This is a genomic window from Bacteroides muris (ex Afrizal et al. 2022) (assembly GCF_004793475.1).
Classification (GTDB): Bacteria; Bacteroidota; Bacteroidia; order Bacteroidales; family Bacteroidaceae; genus Bacteroides; species Bacteroides muris.
This window is the reverse complement of sequence record NZ_SRYZ01000011.1, coordinates 38,681-61,353: the sequence shown is the minus strand read 5'-3', so window position 1 is coordinate 61,353 and position 22,673 is coordinate 38,681. Positions and strand designations below refer to the sequence as shown.

The following is a 22,673-nucleotide window of genomic DNA, read 5'->3' as shown; positions in this document are numbered from 1 at the left end:
AGGCTCTAAAAAGGCAAGATATATGCACAACTTCCGGCTTACACTTTCACACTTTCCATACCTTTTTTCTGTATATCCGTCCATTCTTTTCTAACATTTTGATACTATTATTAAGATAAATCATTATATTTGCATGAAAAATATGAAAGAAAAGTGCGCATGAACCCAGAAAACACTTCCGTTTTGCTAATATACACCGGCGGAACTATTGGAATGATAGAGAATACAGAGACCGGTGCTCTGGAAAGCTTCAATTTCGAGCAGTTGCAGAAACATGTTCCCGAGCTTCAGAGGTTTGCGTTCCGTATCGACACTTATCAGTTCGACCCGCCCATGGATTCTTCGGACATGGCCCCCGATGCCTGGCGTAAACTGGTACGCATCATCAGCGACAACTACGACCGGTATACGGGTTTCGTCATTCTGCATGGCACAGATACGATGGCCTATACTGCATCCGCACTCAGCTTCATGCTCGAGGGACTGAACAAACCCGTTATCCTGACCGGTTCACAACTGCCCATCGGCGTGCTCCGTACAGACGGCAAAGAAAACCTACTGACCAGCATCGAGATAGCCACCGCCTGCCACGCCAACGGACGGCCCATCGTGCCCGAAGTCTGCATCTTCTTCGAAAACCACCTGATGCGCGGCAACCGCACCACCAAAATGAACGCGGAGAACTTCAATGCTTTCCGTTCCTTCAATTATCCGGTACTCGCTTCCGCCGGTATACATATTAAATATAATAATGTGCAGATTCATACGCACGGCACTCCCCGCGAACTGGAGCCTCACTATCTGCTCGATACCAACATCGCCATACTGAAGCTTTTTCCAGGTATTCAGGAAAATGTCGTGGCAGCCATACTTGCCACTGAAGGACTGAAAGCCGTAGTCCTCGAAACCTACGGTTCCGGCAACGCTCCCCGAAAGGAATGGTTCCTACGCCGCCTGCACGATGCCTGCGAACAGGGAATCATCATTGTCAATGTCACCCAATGCAGCGCCGGCACCGTTGAGATGGAGCGTTATGAAACCGGTTACCAACTGATGCAGGCAGGAGTTGTCTGCGGATATGACAGTACGACGGAATCTGCCGTAACCAAGCTGATGTTCCTCCTGGGGCACGATTATCCGCCTGCCGAAATACGCGAACTGATGGGACGGCCGCTGGCAGGGGAAATTACCGTGTGAAGCACAACCATCACCGCACCGGGGTCAGTTCTCCCGTCACAGAATCTATTATGAAACCGCTGACATTGATGTCATTCGGTATCAGCGGATGATTGATAATGGCTTCCACCGTACCTTTTACCGATTTCTCCGTATCTTCGAATCCATATAACCAGGACTCAAAATCCACTCCGCAGAAACGAATCATATCAATCGTCTCCTGCTTGATACCCCGGGTCTTCATATGCTCTATCATCTGGGCACTGCTCATATGGCACGCGCCGCAATCGGAGTGGGCAATCACCATAACTTCCGTCACTCCCAACTCATAGATGGCCACCATCAGACTACGGATGACGCTGCCAAACGGATGCGAAATGATTCCACCCGCATTCTTTATCATCTTCACATCGCCGTTCTTTATGCCCAAAGCGGCCGGCAGTAAAGCGGTCAAACGGGTATCCATACAAGAGAGGATGGCAATCTTCTTATCCGGGTATTTATTCGTGATGTATTTCTCATACCCCTTTTCGGCTACAAAACGTCTGTTATATGCAAGAATATCTTCTATCATGGCTTTTATGATATGTTATTGTTTTCTACCCACAAAAATAAAAAAACTCTATGGGAGTCTGCAAGCCCTGCATCGAAAAATTGTACCTTTGGGCAATCATTTTAGAAGGAATGCTCAATTATGGCTAAAGAAAAGACGGTTTATGTATGCAGCAACTGCGGGCAAGACTCTCCCAAATGGGTAGGCAAATGCCCGTCGTGCGGAATGTGGAACACGTATGTGGAAGAGGTGGTGCGGAAAGAAGTGGTGAACAAGCGTCCCGTATCGGGCATAGCAACTGCCAAGGCCAAACCCGTCACCCTCCATGAAATTGTGGCCGATGACGAGCCGCGTATCGACCTCCATGACGCCGAGCTGAACCGGGTACTTGGCGGCGGTCTTGTACAAGGCTCTCTTGTACTGATTGGCGGCGAACCGGGCATCGGCAAATCCACCCTGGTGCTACAGACCATACTCCGCATACCGGAGAAACGCATCCTTTATGTATCCGGTGAAGAAAGCACCCGCCAGTTGAAACTGCGTGCCGACCGCTTGACAAACACTTCCAGTGACTGCCTCATCGTGTGCGAAACTTCCTTGGAACAGATTTACGTCCACGTCAAGAACATTCGTCCGGACATAGTCATCATCGACTCCATACAGACGATTTCTACCGAAACCCTCGAATCCTCGCCGGGGAGCATCGCTCAGGTGCGGGAATGTTCCGCTTCCATCCTGCGCTTTGCCAAGGAAACGCATACGGCGGTCATCCTCATCGGGCATATCAATAAGGAAGGCAGCATAGCCGGTCCCAAGGTACTGGAACATATCGTGGATACCGTACTCCAGTTCGAGGGCGACCAACATTATATGTACCGTATCCTACGCAGCATCAAGAACCGCTTCGGAAGTACCGCCGAACTGGGTATCTACGAAATGCGGCAAGATGGATTACGACAGGTAAGCAACCCCTCCGAACTGCTGCTGAGCCAGGACCATGAAGGCATGAGCGGCATAGCCATTGCCTCGGCGATAGAAGGCGTCAGGCCGTTCCTCATCGAAACGCAGGCATTGGTCAGCAGCGCTGTATATGGCAACCCGCAACGTTCTGCCACGGGATTCGACATCCGCCGCATGAATATGCTGCTGGCCGTATTGGAAAAACGTGTAGGCTTCAAGCTGGCACAGAAAGACGTGTTTCTCAACATTGCCGGAGGATTGAAGGTAAACGATCCCGCCATAGACCTGGCTGTCATCAGCGCCATCCTCTCCAGCAACATGGACACAGCCGTAGAACCGGAGGTATGCATGGCGGGAGAGATAGGCCTGTCAGGCGAAATACGTCCTGTCAACCGCATAGAGCAACGTATCGGAGAAGCAGAGAAACTTGGATTCAAGCGATTCATACTTCCCAAGTATAACATGCAAGGACTGAACACGAAAAAGATTAAAATGGAATTGATACCGGTGCGGAAGGTGGAAGAAGCATTCCGTGCCCTATTCGGATAATCATTATGATACAAGAATACCAACTGCGCGTATTGCCCGAAGTTGCGGCAAACGAGCAACGCCTGAAAGACTACCTAGTACACGAAAAAGGCCTGAACGCACGGGAAATAACAGCCACGCGCATCCTGAAGCGCAGTATCGATGCCCGTCAGCGGACTATCTATATCAATCTCAACGTGCGGGCATATCTGAACGAGATGCCGAAAGAGGACGAATATCAACATACCCCATATAATAATGTAGAAGGAAAACCGCAAGTGATAGTGGTGGGAGCCGGTCCCGGAGGACTCTTCGCCGCCCTGCGCCTGATAGAGCTCGGTCTGCGCCCCGTCATCGTGGAACGTGGAAAGAACGTACGGGAACGCAAGAAAGACTTGGCGCAAATCGGCCGCCAGCAACTCGTCAACCCGGAGTCCAATTACAGCTTCGGAGAGGGAGGCGCCGGAGCCTACTCGGATGGCAAGCTGTACACACGCAGCAAGAAGCGCGGTAATGTAGACAAGATTCTGAACGTCTTCTGCCAACATGGCGCCTCTACTTCCATACTGGTAGATGCACATCCGCACATAGGTACGGACAAACTGCCGCGTATCATCGAAAACATGCGGAACACCATCATCGAATGCGGTGGCGAAGTTCACTTCGAGACACGCATGGACGCCCTGCTCATAGAGAAGGATGAAGTCAAAGGCATTGAAACGAATACCGGCAAGACCTTCCTCGGCCCGGTGATACTTGCCACCGGCCACTCCGCCCGGGACGTATACCGCTGGCTTGCCGCCAACAATATAGAGATTGAAGCCAAAGGCATTGCCGTAGGCGTACGACTGGAACACCCCGCTGCCTTGATAGACCGGATACAATATCATAACCGGAACGGACGGGGAAAATATCTGCCCGCCGCCGAATACAGCTTTGTAAACCAGGTGGACGGACGAGGAGTATATAGCTTCTGCATGTGTCCCGGCGGTTTTGTCGTGCCCGCTGCCAGCGGTCCCGAACAAATTGTTGTCAACGGAATGAGTCCCAGCAACCGCGGCTCCCGTTGGAGCAATTCGGGAATGGTAGTGGAGTTGCGGCCGGAAGACATAGAGCACGACAGTGCGGCTAATTGTCAATTGTCCACAGTCAATTTTCCATTAAGCATGATGTACTTTCAAGAATATCTGGAGCGCCTCTGCTGGCAACAAGGCAATATGAAGCAGACGGCACCGGCGCAGAGAATGGCAGACTTCACTAAGAAAAAATTGAGTTACGACCTGCCAGAAACTTCGTATGCACCGGGATTGGTTTCCTCACCTCTCCACTTCTGGATGCCTTCTTTCATTGCAGAACGCCTGAGCAAAGGTTTCCAGCTATTCGGAAAATACAGCCACGGTTTCCTGACGAACGAGGCGGTAATGATTGGAGTGGAAACGCGTACATCAGCACCGGTACGCATAACAAGAGACAAAGCAACGTTGCAACATATACGCATAAAAGGCTTGTTCCCTTGCGGAGAAGGCGCCGGATATGCCGGAGGCATTGTGTCTGCCGGAATTGACGGCGAACGGTGTGCGGAAGCGGCAAAGGCTTTCTTCGGCTGAGACACTGTTTTGATTTTCTTTTCGTTCATAAAAATAATCCGTACTTTTGCAGAAACAAAAAAACGAGAATGACTCCTGAAATAGCAATCGTCGACTCCAACACCCTCTCATGCCTGGGACTGCAGAACCTGCTGGAGGAAATCATCCCGACAGCCGTCATCCGCTCTTTCCGTTCCTTTGGTGAGTTGATGGATGATACACCTGACATGTATGTGCATTACTTCATCTCTTCACAGATTTACTTCGAGCATACCGCTTTCTTTCTGGAGCGCATGCCCAAAACCATTGTGCTGGTCAATGGTGAAACCGTTCCCCAACTGTCGGGCATGCCGACGCTGAACATCTATCAGGACGAACAAAACTTGGCAAAGAACATCCTGCAACTGCGCCAATACGGAAACCAATACAGACAAAACCACGAAAAGCCGGCACCTGCCAGACACTCGGATATGGCAGTAAATACAGCTGCCGGACACGACCTTTCCGCCCGGGAAATAGAAGTACTGGTGCTGATTATCAAAGGACTTATCAACAAGGAGATTGCCGACAAACTGAACATCAGCCAGACTACCGTCATCTCACACCGCAAGAATATCACCGAGAAGCTGGGCATCAAGTCCGTATCCGGGCTGACTATCTATGCAGTCATGCATGGATATGTGGAAGCCGACAGAATATAATCCTACAACCGGAATACATCAGAAGCGGAGTTTTTCAGAAAGGCTCCGCCCCAATCAATATACTTATATGCTACAACTTAATCGTTCCGTCATGGGGTAAAAATCGTTCCATCATGGTGGAACGATTTTTACCCCATGGTGGAACGATATTTTCTATGTGATGGAACGATTCATGATTGGCAGTCCAAGAACGAAATCCTAATAAATGAGGATTGCCTCTTCCGCAAGAATCCCTTTACTTTGCAAGCGCAAAAAAACAGTTTATGAACAGATATAGAATTTTAGCCGGTATCTTCTGCCTTTTGGCAACCGGCAATGTACTTGCCGAAGAGGCAGACACTTTGAAAGTGGTGGATGTGGAGGAAATAACCGTCATTGCTGCCCCAAAAGAGAACCGGAAACTGCGCGAGCAGCCCGCTGCCGTCACCCTGCTTTCGCAACAAGACATGCAGAACGCACAAGTAAACTCCATCAAGAATCTGACGTCCGTAGTACCCAATATGTTTATCCCCGACTACGGCTCGCGACTGACTTCGGCTGTCTATATCCGCGGCATAGGTTCGCGCATCAACACTCCCTCGGTGGGACTTTACGTGGATAACATTCCTTATATAGACAAGTCGGCCTTCGACTTCAGCTACGCCGACGTGGAGCGCATTGACGTGCTTCGCGGTCCGCAAGGCACGCTCTACGGACGCAATGCCATGGGCGGGCTGATAAAGGTACACACCAAATCCCCCTTCTCCTACCAAGGAACGGACTTCCACGTGGGGGCAGGCACGCACAATGCCTATAACACCTCGTTGACCCACTATCACCAGCTTTCGGAACGGTTCGCCTTTTCTGCCGGAGGATTCTACGACTACCAGGGAGGATTCTTCCGCAACACGGTGAGAGACGAGAAAGCCGACAAGGGGCAATCGGCAGGCGGACGCTTCCGTGCCATCTACCTCCCCTCGGACAACTGGAAGGCAGACCTGAACATCAACTACGAATACAGCGACCAAGGAGGATATCCCTACTTTTACCTGGGCAGTCTGGCCCCTGCCGGACAGAAAGAGGAACTGAAACCCTACATCGGCAAAATCTCCAACGACGAGGCAAGCAGTTACTACCGCAACCTGCTGAATGCCGGACTGAACCTGGAATATCAAGCCCGTAACTTCACTCTGAGTATGGTCACCGGCTATCAATACCTCAAAGACCGCATGTTCATGGACCAGGACTTCAGCCCCGCCAACATCTTCAACATCGAGCAGAGGCAGAAGATGAACACCCTCTCCGAGGAAGTTGTCCTCAAGTCGAGGCCCAACCGCCGCTGGCAATGGACCACCGGTGCCTTCGGATTCTATCAATGGCTGCACACGGACGGACCGGTCGTGTTCCACAAGGAAGGCATCGACCAGGTGATAGAAGGAAACGCGAACAATGTATTCGCCGGGCTTTCGGGAGCACCGGACATGCACCTGACCATCAACGACCAAAACATGCGGGTAAGCGGCAGTTTCGACACACCCACACTAAGCGGAGCCATCTTCCACCAGTCCACCTTCAACGACCTGCTGACAGAAGGACTGTCCGCTACAGTCGGCCTGCGTCTGGATTATGAAAAGATACGGATGGACTATAATTCGGCCTCTACTCCTACCGATTTCGACTTCAAGGTGACGGTCAACAAACCAGGTATGCCGTTCCCTATCGTCATTGAGAACGCCTCGCCGCTGAGAGGCAATGCAGCCTATCAGGGAAAGGAGTCGACGGACTACGTACAGCTGTTGCCCAAATTCGCCCTGCAATACGAGTGGAGTAAAGGGAACAATGTATATGCCACCGCTACCCGAGGATACCGTTCGGGGGGATACAACATACAGATGTTCTCCGACCTGATTACCGGCGTATTGAGCAATTCGATGATAGACGCCATCGCTGCGGACGAGAACCTGAAGATGATAAACCTGATGATTGATGTGAACACCATCAAACAAAAGGTACCGGAAGTACGTGAAGCAACCCGCTACAAGCCCGAATATACCTGGAATTACGAGGCAGGTATGCACCTCACGCTTTGGGAAGACCGTCTGCTGGCCGATGTCTCCGCTTTCTATATGGACACCCGCGACCAGCAAATATCCAAATTCGCAGAAAGCGGACTGGGACGCATTACTGTAAACGCCGGGAAAAGCCGGAGCTACGGAGCCGAAGCAAGCCTGCAGGCTGCCCTGACCGACGCGTTCACGCTGAATGCCTGCTACGGATATACATACGCCACCTTCAAGGAGTACGTCGGCAATGCCCGTATCAACGGAGAACTCCAGGAAGTGAGCTACAACGGCAAATATGTACCGTTTGTCCCCAAGCATACCATGAACGTGGGCGGGCAGTACATCTTCCGCATCCGTCCGGGACGCTGGCTGGACTGTATCCGGTTGAGCGCCAACTATACCGGCGCCGGACGTATCTACTGGACGGAAGAGAACAACGTGAGCCAAGCCTTCTACGGCACGCTGAACGGACGCATCAGCTTCCAGAAAGGGCATGGACAGATTGACTTCTGGGTACGTAATGCACTCGACAAAGATTACGCCTCCTTCTATTTCGAGAGTATGGGAAACGGATTCATGCAGAAAGGACGTCCCGTGCAGGCAGGGATAGAACTGCGATGCAGATTCTGATTTATTCATTAATCGCTCCGCAATGCGGGCAGACTCCTTTTTCCCTCAGTTTCTGCCCGCATCTGCCGCAACGATAGCGTGAAGCCAGCAGCGAAACACGAAGCCTTTTGAAGAATACCCATACAAAAGCAGCCAAAAACAAGTATCCGACATAGATGGATGTAGCAAGGATAAAGAAGAAATAACAGAAGATGCAGCAGGAGGCCAGCCCCAACAGATAGAATACGGCGGCTGCCGGTGAAAGCTGGCGGAACAAGTCATCGAGCACTGCCAGCAATACCACAATGAACAACCAGAAACCCATCAGAAAAGCAGAAAGCACAAGCGGCACCTTGAACGGAGACAAGGTAGGATTGAAGTAGAAGTGCTGCCACGTTTCCGGTGCAAAAACCTGAACAGACTCATAAATAGTGGCACAAGACGCCATCATCAAGCATAGCAACAACGGATAGAGACTGTCTATGTCATTGAAGTACACCATCTTCAACTGCTTGCGCCGGAAAGCATGGAACAGCCAGACCGCCACGAACAAGGCAAAAATCATGATGAAATAAGAGACATGGGTATCACTGAACAAGTAGATGGCCTGCGAAATACTGTCCGTAGGAATAAAAGCATGCAGCATCTCGGACTCCCTCAGCCATCCCTGCACCTCCTGCGAATGGGCAAGCTTCACCCATACACTGTCCACGCTGTCGGCAGGGTGGATGGCAAACTCCGCGACAACCACGCGGTCTCCCCGATGAAGCATGTTATAGCAGTCTTTCACGGGCAGGCAAGCCAAATTCACGGAATCCGCCAGCACTTCCAGATTGGCGTTCCAGGTATAATGCCGCTCAAAAAGACAAGTCAGCGAATCACGCGTTTCCTTAGACAGATTCTCATCTTCAAGATTAGGACGGGGATAATGGCAGGAAACTAAAGCTATGAAGCATGAAAAATAAAGAATGAAGAACAGGAGAGAACGCAGTGAGCGCAAAGGATGCTTGTCTCTACCCGCTTCCCGGCACCGGTCATTTGCCAGCCTTTTATTACATTTCCGTTCCTCACTACTCATTTTCAAGCATTTGTTAGTAACACCTCATTTTTCATTAAAGCGGTTCTTGATGAGCAAGGACTTTCATCTGGCAATTCTTGCAGTCAAACGACAAACGGAAGCGCTTGCCGTCCGTTCCAACCAAATAATACGGTTCTCTATAAGGAGAATGTCCTTTCTGATAGGTGGGACACCATCCCATACTGAAACGCAGACAATGCTTGCAGAACATGAGTACAGCATCCGGAACCGCTTGCACCTCGTAGGCAGGCGCTATAGACGAAAGTCCATGCTCATGGTAGAAACTCCGGGCAGCACTGTTCATCACATTGCCCAAATAGGTCAGCGAAGTAGCCGGGAAAACATGGCTTGTCGGTTTCCAGACGGCCAGCTCACGACGACAAGTAACACGCCGGGCCACAATCAGCTTATCTATCACCTGCCGGCGCCAGTCTGCCACCACAGAAGCAGGAAGGAACCAGTTCGCAGAAAGATTGAGCCTGATACCCGACGCCTCTTCTGACAGATGCCCGGCTACCTCGAAAGGGGTATTTCCCAACTTAACCAGTTGGCTGCGCAGGTTATCCGCCTGCGGTGTACGTGCCAACTCCTTCGGATAAGGGAAAGAGAGTGTCACGCGGTTATCATCTTCGTCCGCAGCCGTCAGGCTGAATCCGAAAGAAGTATCTGCCAACTCCCAACAAACACCTATTTTACGTTCGGAAGATTTACGGGTAAGGGCACGTTCAAACTCCTGGTCGAAGTTACGATAAAGCCGGGTACGCGGTCTGATACGAGGCACTTCCCCTGCCGGATAGAGTTTGTTGCCATCCACCCGGTTGATACGGAAACCTTGCAAACGTCCCTGCTCATCCAGAAAACAGACACCGTCTCCGTTGTGGAAAGGCTTTACACCGGCCACAGTGAGATAGCCTCTGCGCTGCTCCTTCAAGGTGCCCATCTCTTCTCCCAAAGATTTGGGCGTATCGAATGAAGTAATTTCCCCTCCTCTTCCTTGCAGGAAATAATGAGTGAAACCACGACTGAAACTCTTGTCCAACTGTGGCCGGAAATCAAAACGGCAGGTGCCTGAAGAAGCACGGGCATATTCCTTGCGACGGGCAAAGATGGCATCTAGTTTCCTACGGTAAGCCGCCGTCACATTCTTCACATAGGTCACATCCTTCAAACGGCCTTCTATCTTCAGGGAAGTGGCTCCGGCATCCAGCAGTTCTTCCAACACCTCGCTTTGGTTGAGGTCTTTCAAAGAAAGCAGATGCTTGTCGTGCACAATAGTCTTGCCATCGGCATCTGCCAGGCTGAAGGGCAAACGGCAGAATTGCGCACATTCCCCCCGGTTGGCACTCCGTCCGAAACAGGCCTGGCTGACATAGCACTGCCCGCTATAACTGACACAAAGAGCCCCGTGTACAAAAACCTCGAGCGGCACGTCGGGACAAGCCTCGTGGATACCGCGTATCTCCTGCAACGACAACTCGCGTGCCAGCACAACCTGACGGAAACCGGCATCGGCAAGAAAACGTACTTTCTCCGGCGTACGGTTATCCATCTGCGTACTGCCATGCAACGGGATGGGTGGCAAATTCAGCCGCGTAATCCCCATGTCCTGCACAATCAGCGCATCCACCCCGATGCGGTACAATTCCCAAATCATCCTCTCCGTCTCCTTCAGCTCTTCTTCTTTCAGAATGGTATTGACCGTCACATAGATACGGGCATTATACAAATGGGCATGCTCCACCAAGACTGCAATATCCTCCAAAGAGTTGACGGCAGCGGCACGCGCACCGAACTTGGGTGCACCGATGTAGACCGCATCCGCTCCATGATTCACGGCTTCTATGCCACACTCCAAATTCTTGGCAGGAGCCAGCAGCTCTATTTTACGTTGTTTTATCATTTGTTCAGTTACAAATTACTCACGACTCATTCTATATCGTTGATATTATACGGCGTCTCCTGATATACGAAATAATTCAGCCAATTGGAGAACAACAAATTGGCATGGGCGCGCCAACGCACCAGCACTCCTTTGTCCGGGTCATCGTCCACATAGTAGTTACGGGGCATCTCGATGGGCAGGCCCTTATTCAAGTCACGTCGATACTCTGTGTCCAGCGTCAACGGAGAGTATTCCGAATGGCCGGTCACGAAGAACTCACGCCCTCCACGGGCCACTGCCATATATACACCGGCATCCTCCGACTCGGAAAGCAACGTCAATTCCGGAATCTTCAGTATATCTTCCCGGCGCACTTCCGTGTGACGGCTATGCGGCACATAGAACATATCATCAAATCCTCGGAAAATGGGATGCAACGGCTGCAGGGTACGATGTTCAAAGATACCGAACATCTTCTTATCCAGTGCATGCTTCGACACTCCATAATGATGATAGAGCCCTGCCTGCGCCGCCCAGCAGATATAGAGAGTAGAGGTGACATGCGTACGTGCCCAGTCGAATATCCCGGTAATCTCATCCCAATAAGTCACCTCCTCAAAATCCATCTGTTCTACCGGAGCACCGGTGATAATCATGCCGTCGTACTTTTCATCGCGCATCTTGTCAAAGTCCGTATAGAACGCTTTCATGTGCTCCATCGGAGTGTTCTTGGAAGTATGGCTTTTTATCTTCATGAACGATATTTCCACCTGAAGCGGAGTATTGGAAAGCAGACGCACCAAGTCCGTTTCCGTAGTAATCTTTAACGGCATCAAATTCAGAATAACAATACGCAACGGACGGATATCCTGCTGGGTTGCCCGGGAATTGTCAATGACAAAAATATTCTCCTCTTTCAGCAACTCGATAGCAGGTAGTTTATCGGGTAAATTTAAAGGCATGAGCTTATATCTATGGTTTAACTTATTACTGTCTATGATTTTAGCGTGTAAAGTTAGGCAAAAAATCAGAGTGTGATAAATAAACTATAAAAGTTTTATTGATTTATCCCTCTTTATTTAACACGTTTCCTTATATTTGCACCCGAACCTTATAAAAATTATTAAAAAACAAGATTTAAAAGCACTGCAGCATCAAGCATGATGCCGATAATTAGCATTCAAAAGCGTAAAAGACTTTTCCATACCAGTTATAGCTCTGCTAAATCCTCATTTTAAGTTAAGACAAGGTCTATTAAGTATAACTGGGAAAGCGGAAAAACCGTTGCCCCGCAATAATAATACAATGAAAAAACTTATTCTTGCAAAAGGAGTCTTAGCAGCCTCTTTATTCTGCTGCATGTCCTTAGGAAATACAGCTTGTGTGAATCGGATTGATGAAGAACCAGAAGTGGAAATTAAGGAAGGGACGATACCTATTACGTTCTCTATCAAAATGGAAAAGGCAAACACCAAGGTCACAAACACCACCTTTGAAAAAGGAGACAGAATGGGTTTGTTTGCAACCACTTCCTCCGGCTCCATCAAGGGAAAACGGTATATTGACAATCTGGTTCTGGAATATACGGAAGGCTCCACACTGGTTGCCAAAAAGACAGTATTCTATCCGGAAGGAGATGTACCACTGGACTTTATCAGTTACCACCCTTACCAAACCGAAGGGGTAGCCGCCGGTACGTCCGTCCTTCCCGTATCCGTACAGACAGACCAAAGCAATGAGAAGAACCGCGCACAAAGTGACTTTTTGGTAGCCAAAGCGCAAGGAATCACCAATAAGACCAAATCTGTAACCTTGGAGTTCCAGCACAAGCTGTCCAAACTGGCAATCTCTTTGACTCCTGACGCAAGCAACTCCGCCAATGATTTGCTGAAAGCCAATCCGCGCATCATCGCAACCGGGCTCAAGACCTCGGCCGATTATAATCTGGAGGACGGGACTTTCAGTAATCTTGCAGGAACACAAGACATCATAGCCTCCGGCGAGTGGAACGTCAAAGACAACAAACTTACCGGCAAGGAATTCATCATCATACCCCAAACGATAAACGACGGCAAACAATCCTTCATTATGGAGTGGAACGGACGTATATACAGTTGTGCAATACCCGACGTGGAAATGAACAGCAGCACCCAATGTACCATCAACATATCAGCCATGCAGAGCAACAGCAACGTACTGAGCAGCTTTGCCGGAAAAATCAAGGAATGGAGCAGCCTCCCTCCCATTGACACCGACAATATGGAAGATTACACTGCCATACATATCTCCGCTCTCTCCTTTTCTCTTTCAAATGTATACAGAATTTATCACGAAGGAGTACCCGTTGCAGAAGTATGTAGGGAATATCTCAAATCAGCGTCATTGACTTCCAGAGCCATTATAGCCTATCCCATAGGTGAAAATGAAGAGACCGACCTGAGCAATGGAATCATCCTACAACTCGCAGACCGTAAAGACAGCATCTGCGGAGGAAGAATAAGCTGGAATACAGACGACTATGGATTTACCTACACAAAAGGAGAATCTGCCGGCATAGACAAGTTCTATATAGACAACAACCATAAGCTGCTTCTGGAAAAGCCGGAAAACGCCATCAAAGTGAATGTGGCATGCCACACCCTTCGAGACATCAGAAAAGGAGTGTCTACCGAATACCCCATTGTCAAGATTGGAGCCCAATACTGGATGGGTGGAGAGCTTCATGCCACCACCTACCGTGACGGAACTCCCCTGAAAAAACAGATTGACTTGGGAACGGACAAAGCCGGATATTACAAGCCGGACAAATATGATATTTATTTTTACAATGGAGAAGCCATACTGGCAGGAGAGTTGGCTCCCGAAGGCTGGAAAATTCCATCGGATACAGACTGGGAGCAACTGAAAAACTACACCGACAACGATACCTCCATACTAAAAGCAGGAGAATGGCAGGTAATGGTATCCGGCGAAGTTGTCCCCGTCAACAACCATACCCGATTCAATGCTTTCCCCGTAGGAATGTGGTACAACAAGAGCCACAACAGCCCAAACAAGATGACCGCCTTTTGGAGTTGGGACTACACAAAGCATACACTTTCGGAAAGCACCTTTTACTTTCTCGGCGAAAGCAACGAGTTTGTCAAAAGCACCGCCCATGTCACCGGCAAGCCCTATTATAAAGCCCTTTCCATTCGCTGTATAAAAGAATAGCCGGCAATTCCGGCATTTCTCATTTCTTTTTCGTATTTTTGTTCCCAATGTGCAAGTTTCTTGCCAACCGGACAAAGATAACGAAAAAGAAATGAGAGTAATCGACCTGATAAACAGTAACGAAAGAACAGCTTTTTCCTTTGAAATATTGCCACCACTGAAAGGTACAGGCATCGAAAAGCTGTATCAGACCATAGATACGTTACGGGAATTCGACCCTAAATATATCAACATCACCACGCACCGCAGCGAATATGTGTACAAAGACCTCGGCAACGGATTGTTCCAGCGGAACCGCCTGCGCCGCCGCCCCGGAACCGTAGCCGTAGCCGCTGCCATCCAGAATAAATACAACATCACCATGGTGCCGCACATCCTTTGCAGCGGCTTCACCCGCGAGGAGACGGAGTACGTGCTGCTCGACCTGCAATTCCTCGGCATCACCGACCTGCTGGTACTTCGTGGGGACAAGGCAAAGCACGAATCCTCGTTTATCCCCGTGGGCAACGGTTATCACCACGCCATCGAACTACAGGAACAAATCAATAACTTCAACAAAGGCATCTTTGTGGACGGCTCCGAGATGAAAGTCACCAATACCCCGTTTTCATACGGTGTGGCATGCTATCCGGAAAAGCATGAAGAAGCTCCCAACATGGATACTGACATCCACTGGCTGAAGAAGAAAATGGAAATGGGTGCGGAGTATGCCGTGACCCAGCTCTTCTACGACAACCGGAAATATTTCGACTTCGTGAAGCGCGCCCGTCAAGCCGGTGTCACCATCCCGATTATCCCGGGCATCAAACCCTTCAAGAAGCTGTCACAACTCAGCATGATACCCAAGACGTTCAAAGTAGATTTGCCCGAGGAACTGACCCAAGAGGTTCTGAAGTGCAATACCGATGCGGAAGCCCAGCAAGCGGGTATCGAATGGTGCGTGCAGCAGTGCAAAGAGCTGATAGCCCATGGCGTCCCAAGCCTCCACTTCTACTCGGTAGGAGCCACAGACAGCATCAGGGAAGTAGCCAAACAAATCTACTAAACAATGGATGACTGATAGTTGACAATTGGCAACTGGCAGTGTCACAAGTAATAACTCATAACTAATTAACCCGTGTTCAGTTTCAAGGAGATAATAGGTCAAGAGGCAGCCAAACAAAGGCTGATACAAGAAGTGCAGGAAGGACGCATCCCCCACGCACAACTTTTCTGCGGCTCTGCCGGAGTAGGAAAACTCCCATTGGCACTTGCCTATGCCCGCTATCTCTGCTGTCCCCACCGGACGGAAACCGATGCATGCGGCACCTGCCCTTCCTGCGTGAAATGGAACAAGCTGGTGCATCCCGACGTACACTTCGTATACCCTATCGTCAAAAGCGCCAAAGGGAAAAAGGAAGTCTGCGACGATTATATCGCCAACTGGCGACGCCTTCTGCTGAACAGTCCCTATTTCGGGCTGAACCATTGGCTGAACGAAATGGATGCCGAAAACGGACAAGCCATCATCTACGCCAAAGAGAGTGATGAGATAACTCGCAAACTCAGCCTGAAGTCCAGCGAAGGAGGTTACAAAGTGACCATCGTATGGCTACCCGAAAAAATGCACGAGGTCTGCGCCAACAAGCTACTGAAGCTACTGGAAGAGCCACCCGAAAGAACGATATTCCTCCTCATCTCCGAAGCTCCGGAAATGATACTGCCTACCATCCTCAGCCGCACGCAGCGCTTCAACATCCCCAAGATTGAAGAAGCCGACATAGCCGAAGCTCTGCAGCAGAAATACGGAGTGCAGCCCCGTGACAGCGAGACGATAGCCCATCTGGCAAACGGCGACTTCATCAAAGCGCTGGAAACCATCCACCTGAATGAGGAGAACGAACTGTTCTTCAATCTCTTTGTCAGCTTGATGCGTCTCTCCTACCAGCGCAAGATACGGGAAATGAAACAATGGAGCGAGCAACTTGCCGCCATGGGACGCGAACGGCAGAAAAACTTCCTGGACTACTGCCAGCGTATGACCCGCGAGAACTTCATCTACAACCTGCATCGTAAGGAGATGAACTACATGACGTTGCCCGAACAAAACTTCGCCACCCGTTTCGCCCCCTTTGTCAACGAACGGAATGTCATGGGTATCATGGACGAACTAAGTGAGGCACAACGCCACATCGAGCAGAACGTAAACGCCCGCATGGTGTTCTTCGACTTCTCGCTAAAGATGATTGTGCTGTTGAAACAATGAAAGGTGGCAAAACAATGAAATGCAAAGTATCAAATAGTAAATAGTCAAATAGTAAATAAATCAGATGATGGAATTTAAACTACATAACGGAAGCGGAGGCCTGTGCTGCAAGAGTTGCGGCAGGCAGGACAAGCAACTGAACACCTACGACTGGCTGGCAGACATTCCGGGCAATGCCAATGAAAGTGAGCTGGTAGAGGTTCAGTTCAAGAATACTCGCAAGGGTTATTTCCGCAACAGCAACAAGATACCTCTGGAGAAAGGCGACATCGTAGCCGTAGAAGCCACCCCCGGACATGACATCGGTGTGGTAACCCTGACCGGACGACTCGTACCGCTACAAATGAAGAAGACCAATATCAAGTCCGAGGCAGACATCAAACGCATTTATCGCAAGGCGAAACCTGTGGATATGGAGAAGTACAACGAGGCAAAAGCCCGCGAACACTCAACCATGATACGTTCGCGTCAGATAGCCTTAGACCTCGACCTCAACATGAAGATTGGCGACGTGGAATATCAGGGAGACGGCAACAAGGCCATCTTCTACTACATCGCCGACGAGCGGGTGGACTTCCGCCAGCTCATCAAGGTTCTTGCCGACGCCTTCCACGTACGCATCGAGATGAAACAGATAGGCGCCCGCCAAGAAGCAGGACGCATCGGTGGCATCGGTCCTTGCGGACGCGAACTCTGCTGCGCCACCTGGATGACCTCCTTCGTATCGGTATCTACCAGCGCGGCGCGTTTCCAAGACATATCCCTGAATCCGCAGAAGCTTGCCGGCCAATGCGCCAAGCTGAAATGCTGCCTCAACTACGAAGTGGACTGTTACGTGGAAGCACAAAAGCGTCTGCCCTCACGTGAGATTACCCTGGAAACGAAGGATGGCGAGTTCTTCTTCTTCAAGGCTGACATCCTGAGCAATCTGATAACCTACTCGAGCGACAAGAATATCCCCGCCAACCTGGTGACCATCAGCGGCAGACGGGCTTTTGAGGTCATCGGCTTGAACAGACGCGGCATCAAGCCCGACAGCCTGACAGAAGAAAACCATCGCTCCGAACCTAAAAAGCCGGTAGACTTGCTGGAACAAGAGAGCCTCACCCGCTTTGACCGTAACCGTAAAGGCAAGGGTGGCGGTGACGGCAACGGTGGCGAAAACAGCAACAACAACCGTAACAGGAAAAAGAAAAAGAGTGGAAACGGTCGTCCGCAACAGAGTGCTCCCCAAGCCAACAGTCAGAGAGAACAATCTTGGCAAGACCGGCAACCGAGGCAAAAACAAGACCGGCAAGCCCCCAAACAGGGTGACCAGCAACAAGGCGAACGTCAACAAAGGAACAATAACAACCGTCGTCCGCCCCGTAACAATAAGCCTAAACCTCAAGGTGAAAGACCTGCCCAAAATGACAAACCGACTCAAGAATAGAAATCTCTGCCTGAAAGGTATCATACTACTGTTTGCCGCAAGCCTGCTGAGCGCTTGCGACAAACAGACTGTATACCATTCCTTCCAATCCCTTCCCACCGAAGGCTGGCTGCGCGAAGACACGCTCTCTTTCGACGTGAAGGTCACCGACTCACTGACCTACTACAAACTGTCTTTGGAAGTTCGTAACCGAAGCAACTACCCCTATCAGAATCTACCTCTATCCATCTGCTACACCACCGCAGATTCCATTCCGTCACCCACGGACACCATACAGCTAATCCTCGCGGACAAAGAAGGAATCTGGAAAGGTGACGGCTGGGGAGGCCTCTATCAGACTGCCGTCTCCGCAGGAAGCGTTCGAATCGGCAAACCCGGCATCTACCTCTTTAAAGTGGCCTATACGCTACCGGACGAAAGGCTGCAAGGAATCAATGACATCGGCATCAAACTGAAGAGATAGGAGCTCCCTATTCTGCTTTATTACCTTTTCTAACAACTGTCTCAGTCTCCCACTCACATCTCCTCGAAGGGGAAACTGACGAGCTCTCATAACTGACCCTCTTGCCTCATAGCGTTACATCCTGGCGTAAAAGACGTTACGATACAGCGTAAAGGACGTTACAATGCGGTGTAACGGCCGTTACATTACGATGTAAACAATGTGTAAATGCAATGTAATGATAATCAAGCCCATTCGCATATTCCACAAGAAAACGGAATCACAACTAAATTCGGCGATTACGTCCCGCATCAATCCGTAGGAAAATAAACAACAGGATAGTGAACCCCCAAAGAGACGAACCTCCATAACTGAAGAAAGGCAATGGGATACCGATAACAGGAGTCAGTCCCAGCACCATACCTATATTGATGAATAAATGGAATAAGAATATGCTAAGCACAGAGTAGCCGTATACCCGGCCAAAGGGAGATTGCTGCCGCTCGGCCACAGCAATCAGCCGTAAGACAAGAATAAGGAACAGTAACAGTACAGCCGTAGACCCTACGAATCCTTCCTCCTCGCCCACGGTGCAAAAGATGAAGTCCGTATCTTGCTCCGGCACATACTTCAGCTTTGTCTGCGTACCGTTCAAGAAACCTTTGCCGGTCAGGCCCCCGGAGCCAATGGCTATCTTCGACTGGTTTACGTTATAGCCGGCGCCTGCAAGGTCCTCCTCCATGCCAAGTACCACCTTGATACGTATCTGCTGATGAGGTTCCAGCACTTTATTGAAGAAGTAGTCGCTGGAGTAGAGAAAACCTATCGACCCCAAGGCAAACAGCCCGATCAGAAAATAAGATAAATGGCGCTCGCTTAAAGAAAGAAAGATTAGATACCCGACAACAAGTGCACAAAGCCCCCACTGTACCCACACCAAGTTGAAGGGTACCACGTATTCCGAAGTCAGATAAGCCACAAGTAGCAGTCCCAACGAACCACCGATGATATTCCGCGTGGGTTCCCAACGCTTTTTATAAACCCACACCATGCCTCCGGCAAAGAGCAGCACCATCAGCAGTACGGCAAACTCTCCGATAGGCGTCGGCGTATCGGCAATCATTACCGCATCAAAACGGATGCCCACTACAAAGTAGACCACCGCACATATACCCGAAAAGAGCACCACGCCCGGCATTCCCTCCCGATAAAGCATCAGAAAAAATGCAGAGTACACCAATGCCGAACCCGTCTCCCGCTGCAGGATAATCAGCAACATGGGGAAGAGAATCAAAAAAGCCAGCATAAGGGAGCTTTTCCAGTTCTTCATCGTAAACGAGTAGGCACTCATATACTTGGCCAGCGCCAGCGCCGTGGCAAACTTGGCAAATTCCGCCGGTTGCAAACTGACCGGTCCCAGGATAATCCACGACCGCGATCCTTTCGTGTCGGGCGCAATGAATATCGTGACAATCAGCAACAGCATCAGCCCTATATATATAAGGTAGGAGAACATGTCATAGAGGGAATCGTCCAGCATCAGCAATACAAACCCCAGCCCGAAGGAACATATAATCCAGACGAACTGCTTGCCGGCACGGGTGGAGAAGTCCAGAAAGTCACGGTCACCATAATCATAACTCGCTCCACAGACACTGAACCAGCCGAATACAATCAGCAGCAGGTAAACGACAATCGTCACCCAGTCCAATGATTTCCACATACTATCTTTCCGCGTCACCAATTTATTCACTATTTTACGATTTACAATTTACGATTGGAGTTACTCATCCTTGATTCCTCTCCATCATCTCTCCTCATCACCGTAGAGTATCACACGGTTGCTGAATTCTTCTGCCCGTATCTCGTTCTCGGGCGACAGTTTTCCATGCAGGTACTGATCCATCATCATTGCACCGATAGGCACTCCATACGTAGCACCGAAACCACCGTTCTCCACATACACCGCAATGGCTATCTTGGGATTATCCATCGGGGCAAAGCCCATGAAAACGGAATGGTCTTTGCCACGGTTCTGCGCCGTACCCGTCTTACCACACACCTCTATACCGGGCAAGATAGCACCTGCCACACGGCATGTCCCTCCCGTAACGGCGGCACGCATACCCTTCACCACCATCTCATAATACTCACGGTCGACAATGGGATAACGGGGATTGCGATAAAGAGTGTCGAGCTCATTGTCCTCTATCTCCTTTACGATATGCGGAGTGATGAAATGTCCCCGGTTGGCAATGGTCGCACCCAAATTAGCAATCTGCAACGGAGTAGCGGTAATCTCACCCTGCCCGATGGAGATACTGATAACTGTCAGCCCGTTCCAAGAGCCCCGATACGTCTTATCATAAAATTGGGCATTGGGAATAAAGCCACGCTGCTCACCAGGAAGATCGGTACCGAGCCGATAGCCGAACCCCTGCGACACCATGTGGTCTTTCCATACCGTAATCGCATTCTGTGGCGAACCATACTTCTTGTCACCGAACATACGGAACAGCCCCCAGCAGAAATAAGAGTTACACGAAGTGGCGATGGCAGGTACCAGTGGCAACGGGGAGCCATGCGCATGGCATCCTACATGCAAACTTCCATAGTTGAAGCCATGCGCACAAGGATAAGCCGGATAATCCTCATGAATAATCTCTTCCTGAAGGAACGTCAGCGCCTGAGCCGTCTTGAAAGTAGAACCCGGAGGATATGCCCCCATAATGGCACGGTTCAGCAAAGGTTTCCGCTTGTCCATCTGCAACATCCGGTGATTTTTTCCGCGTTGCCGCCCAATCATCAGATGAGGGTCGAAGGAAGGCGAAGAAACCATACAGAGAATCTCGCCCGTAGCCGGTTCGATGGCCACGATTGCACCGATTTTATTCTGCAGCAGGCGTTCGCCCAGCATCTGCAAGTCTATGTCCAACCCCAAGGTCAAATTCTTGCCCGGCACGGAAGGACGATCCAACTGTCCATTCATGTAGCGCCCCTGAATACGTCCATGGGCATCACGCAAGAGGATTTCCACCCCTTTTTCTCCACGCAGGTACTTTTCATAAGACTTCTCGATGCCTTGCTTGCCTATATAGTCACCACGGATATAGTAATCATCGTTCTCTATATCACGCTTGGACACCTCAGCAATATCCCCCAACGCATGTCCGGCAGAATTATAAGTATATTGGCGGATGGTGCGCCGCTGAATATAGAAACCCTGAAACTTGAACAGCTTCTCCTGAAACACACCGCACTCCTCGGCAGAAAGTTGCGTCATAAACACCTGATGGGTGTATTTGGAATAACCGGGATTCATCCAACGGTTCTTGACGTCCTTCATCCGTTTGTCAAACTGTTCACGGGTGATGTTCAGGGCGCTGCAAAGGTCGAGCGTGTCCAACTGTATCACCTCCCGCGGAACAAACGTAATGTCGTATGCCGGCTGGTTAAACACAAGCAACTTACCGTTACGATCGTAGATAGCCCCGCGCGAGGGATATTGTATCTTGTTCAGAAAAGCGTTGCTGTCGGCATTCTTCTTGTAGTCATCGGTCATGATCTGCAGGTCGAACAACCGGAACACGTAAATAATAACGATGACAATAGCCGCCGCCCCGATTACATATTTCCGCTTTTCTAATGTATAATCTTTCATCAATTCCTAATCCTTAATCCCTTTATCCTTTCTTTCTTATCCCCTCAACAGCCATAATGCAGGTCACAGTAAGCAGGGTACTTGTCACGATTCTCAACAACAGCGTACCGATATGGGCAAAAGAGAAAAATTCGAGGGCAAGCAACAAGCCGTGATGTATCAGCACACTCACAACCAAATATTTCAGAAAAGGAAGAATCCCCATTGTACGGATAGCCGGAACCAGTGTATCCAGCGTGTCACGAGGCACGAATAAGCGCAGGAAAACGGGACACAAGAAAGCCAGGAACACCGTAGCAGCAGCATTCATCCCTGGCGTGTCGGAAAAGACATCGACAGCCAAGCCCAAGAAAAATGCCCACAACATCAACGCATTGCGGGGAGTGTCCGACTCAAACTTCAATATCAGGTAAATGTACAGAAATGGAGTGGCATATCCTGCTATATGCACATTGTTCAATATCAGTACCTGCAACAGTACCAAGCCTATGAACCATCCTATTTTATGCAGATAATTAACTAACAATGTTATCTTTTTTTACGCTAAACGATATATCATCAATCA

General features: G+C 49.8%; 17 protein-coding genes. 10 read left to right on the top strand and 7 right to left on the bottom strand.

The window, feature by feature from the left end; all coding sequences use genetic code 11:
- Window positions 1–159 precede the first annotated feature (159 nt).
- Window positions 160–1,197, top strand: a complete 1,038-nt coding sequence (locus E5355_RS07115; RefSeq protein WP_136009761.1) for an asparaginase — start codon at window positions 160–162, stop codon at window positions 1,195–1,197.
- Window positions 1,198–1,207: 10 nt separating this feature from the next.
- On the opposite strand, the gene E5355_RS07110 is transcribed toward E5355_RS07115, so the two are convergent.
- Entirely contained in the window at window positions 1,208–1,750 is a 543-nt protein-coding gene (locus E5355_RS07110; protein WP_136009760.1) for a beta-class carbonic anhydrase, read from the bottom strand.
- Between the two features lie 120 nt (window positions 1,751–1,870).
- On the opposite strand from E5355_RS07110, the gene radA reads away from it, so the two are divergent.
- The 4 genes from radA (at window position 1,871) to E5355_RS07090 (ending at window position 8,176) form a co-directional block, all read left to right on the top strand.
- Window positions 1,871–3,238: a DNA repair protein RadA gene (gene radA / locus E5355_RS07105; RefSeq protein WP_136009759.1), complete on the top strand. Its 1,368-nt coding sequence runs from the start codon at window positions 1,871–1,873 to the stop codon at window positions 3,236–3,238.
- A gap of 5 nt (window positions 3,239–3,243) precedes the next feature.
- Window positions 3,244–4,824, top strand: coding sequence for an NAD(P)/FAD-dependent oxidoreductase (locus E5355_RS07100; RefSeq protein ID WP_136009758.1), 1,581 nt, complete (start codon window positions 3,244–3,246; stop codon window positions 4,822–4,824).
- Between the two features lie 68 nt (window positions 4,825–4,892).
- Window positions 4,893–5,504 carry a response regulator transcription factor gene (locus tag E5355_RS07095; protein ID WP_136009757.1) on the top strand — a complete coding sequence of 204 codons (612 nt, stop codon included), beginning with the start codon at window positions 4,893–4,895 and terminating at the stop codon, window positions 5,502–5,504.
- Window positions 5,505–5,767: 263 nt separating this feature from the next.
- On the top strand, window positions 5,768–8,176 hold the full coding sequence (locus E5355_RS07090; RefSeq protein ID WP_136009756.1) for a TonB-dependent receptor: 2,409 nt from the start codon (window positions 5,768–5,770) through the stop codon (window positions 8,174–8,176).
- A gap of 1 nt (window position 8,177) precedes the next feature.
- Here the strand turns inward: E5355_RS07090 and E5355_RS07085 are convergent, their stop codons facing one another.
- The 3 genes from E5355_RS07085 to metA are packed head-to-tail and all read right to left on the bottom strand — an operon-like array spanning window position 8,178 to window position 12,077.
- Complete coding sequence (locus E5355_RS07085; protein ID WP_136009755.1) at window positions 8,178–9,233, bottom strand: hypothetical protein; 1,056 nt, start codon at window positions 9,231–9,233, stop codon at window positions 8,178–8,180.
- A gap of 34 nt (window positions 9,234–9,267) precedes the next feature.
- Complete coding sequence (locus tag E5355_RS07080) at window positions 9,268–11,133, bottom strand: peptidase U32 family protein (protein ID WP_136009754.1); 1,866 nt, start codon at window positions 11,131–11,133, stop codon at window positions 9,268–9,270.
- 26 nt (window positions 11,134–11,159) lie between these two features.
- Entirely contained in the window at window positions 11,160–12,077 is a 918-nt protein-coding gene (metA, locus tag E5355_RS07075) for a homoserine O-acetyltransferase MetA (protein ID WP_136009753.1), read from the bottom strand.
- A gap of 343 nt (window positions 12,078–12,420) precedes the next feature.
- Between metA and E5355_RS07070 the strand changes: the two genes are divergently transcribed.
- The 5 genes from E5355_RS07070 to E5355_RS07050 all read left to right on the top strand — a co-directional run bounded on the left by E5355_RS07070 (window position 12,421) and on the right by E5355_RS07050 (window position 18,468).
- Window positions 12,421–14,328, top strand: coding sequence for a fimbrillin family protein (locus tag E5355_RS07070; RefSeq protein WP_136009752.1), 1,908 nt, complete (start codon window positions 12,421–12,423; stop codon window positions 14,326–14,328).
- Window positions 14,329–14,419: 91 nt separating this feature from the next.
- Complete coding sequence (gene metF, locus E5355_RS07065) at window positions 14,420–15,373, top strand: methylenetetrahydrofolate reductase [NAD(P)H] (RefSeq protein ID WP_136009751.1); 954 nt, start codon at window positions 14,420–14,422, stop codon at window positions 15,371–15,373.
- Between the two features lie 72 nt (window positions 15,374–15,445).
- Window positions 15,446–16,573 (top strand): DNA polymerase III subunit delta', encoded by a 1,128-nt coding sequence (gene holB / locus E5355_RS07060; RefSeq protein WP_136009750.1) that lies wholly within the window; start codon window positions 15,446–15,448, stop codon window positions 16,571–16,573.
- Window positions 16,574–16,640: 67 nt separating this feature from the next.
- Window positions 16,641–18,005, top strand: a complete 1,365-nt coding sequence (locus tag E5355_RS07055) for a PSP1 domain-containing protein (RefSeq protein WP_176468515.1) — start codon at window positions 16,641–16,643, stop codon at window positions 18,003–18,005.
- A complete protein-coding gene (locus E5355_RS07050) occupies window positions 17,983–18,468 on the top strand; it encodes a gliding motility lipoprotein GldH (RefSeq protein WP_136009748.1) in 486 nt (161 codons plus the stop codon). The genes E5355_RS07055 and E5355_RS07050 overlap by 23 nt, the downstream gene beginning before the upstream one ends.
- Before the next feature lie 265 nt (window positions 18,469–18,733).
- Here the strand turns inward: E5355_RS07050 and rodA are convergent, their stop codons facing one another.
- The 3 genes from rodA to mreD all read right to left on the bottom strand — a co-directional run bounded on the left by rodA (window position 18,734) and on the right by mreD (window position 22,634).
- The gene (rodA, locus tag E5355_RS07045; RefSeq protein ID WP_136009790.1) at window positions 18,734–20,191 is read right to left on the bottom strand and encodes a rod shape-determining protein RodA; all 1,458 of its coding nucleotides are present in this window, start codon (window positions 20,189–20,191) and stop codon (window positions 18,734–18,736) included.
- A 63-nt stretch (window positions 20,192–20,254) separates the two neighbouring features.
- Window positions 20,255–22,111 (bottom strand): penicillin-binding protein 2, encoded by a 1,857-nt coding sequence (gene mrdA / locus E5355_RS07040; protein WP_136009747.1) that lies wholly within the window; start codon window positions 22,109–22,111, stop codon window positions 20,255–20,257.
- 19 nt (window positions 22,112–22,130) lie between these two features.
- Window positions 22,131–22,634, bottom strand: coding sequence for a rod shape-determining protein MreD (mreD, locus tag E5355_RS07035; RefSeq protein ID WP_136009746.1), 504 nt, complete (start codon window positions 22,632–22,634; stop codon window positions 22,131–22,133).
- Window positions 22,635–22,673 lie beyond the last annotated feature (39 nt).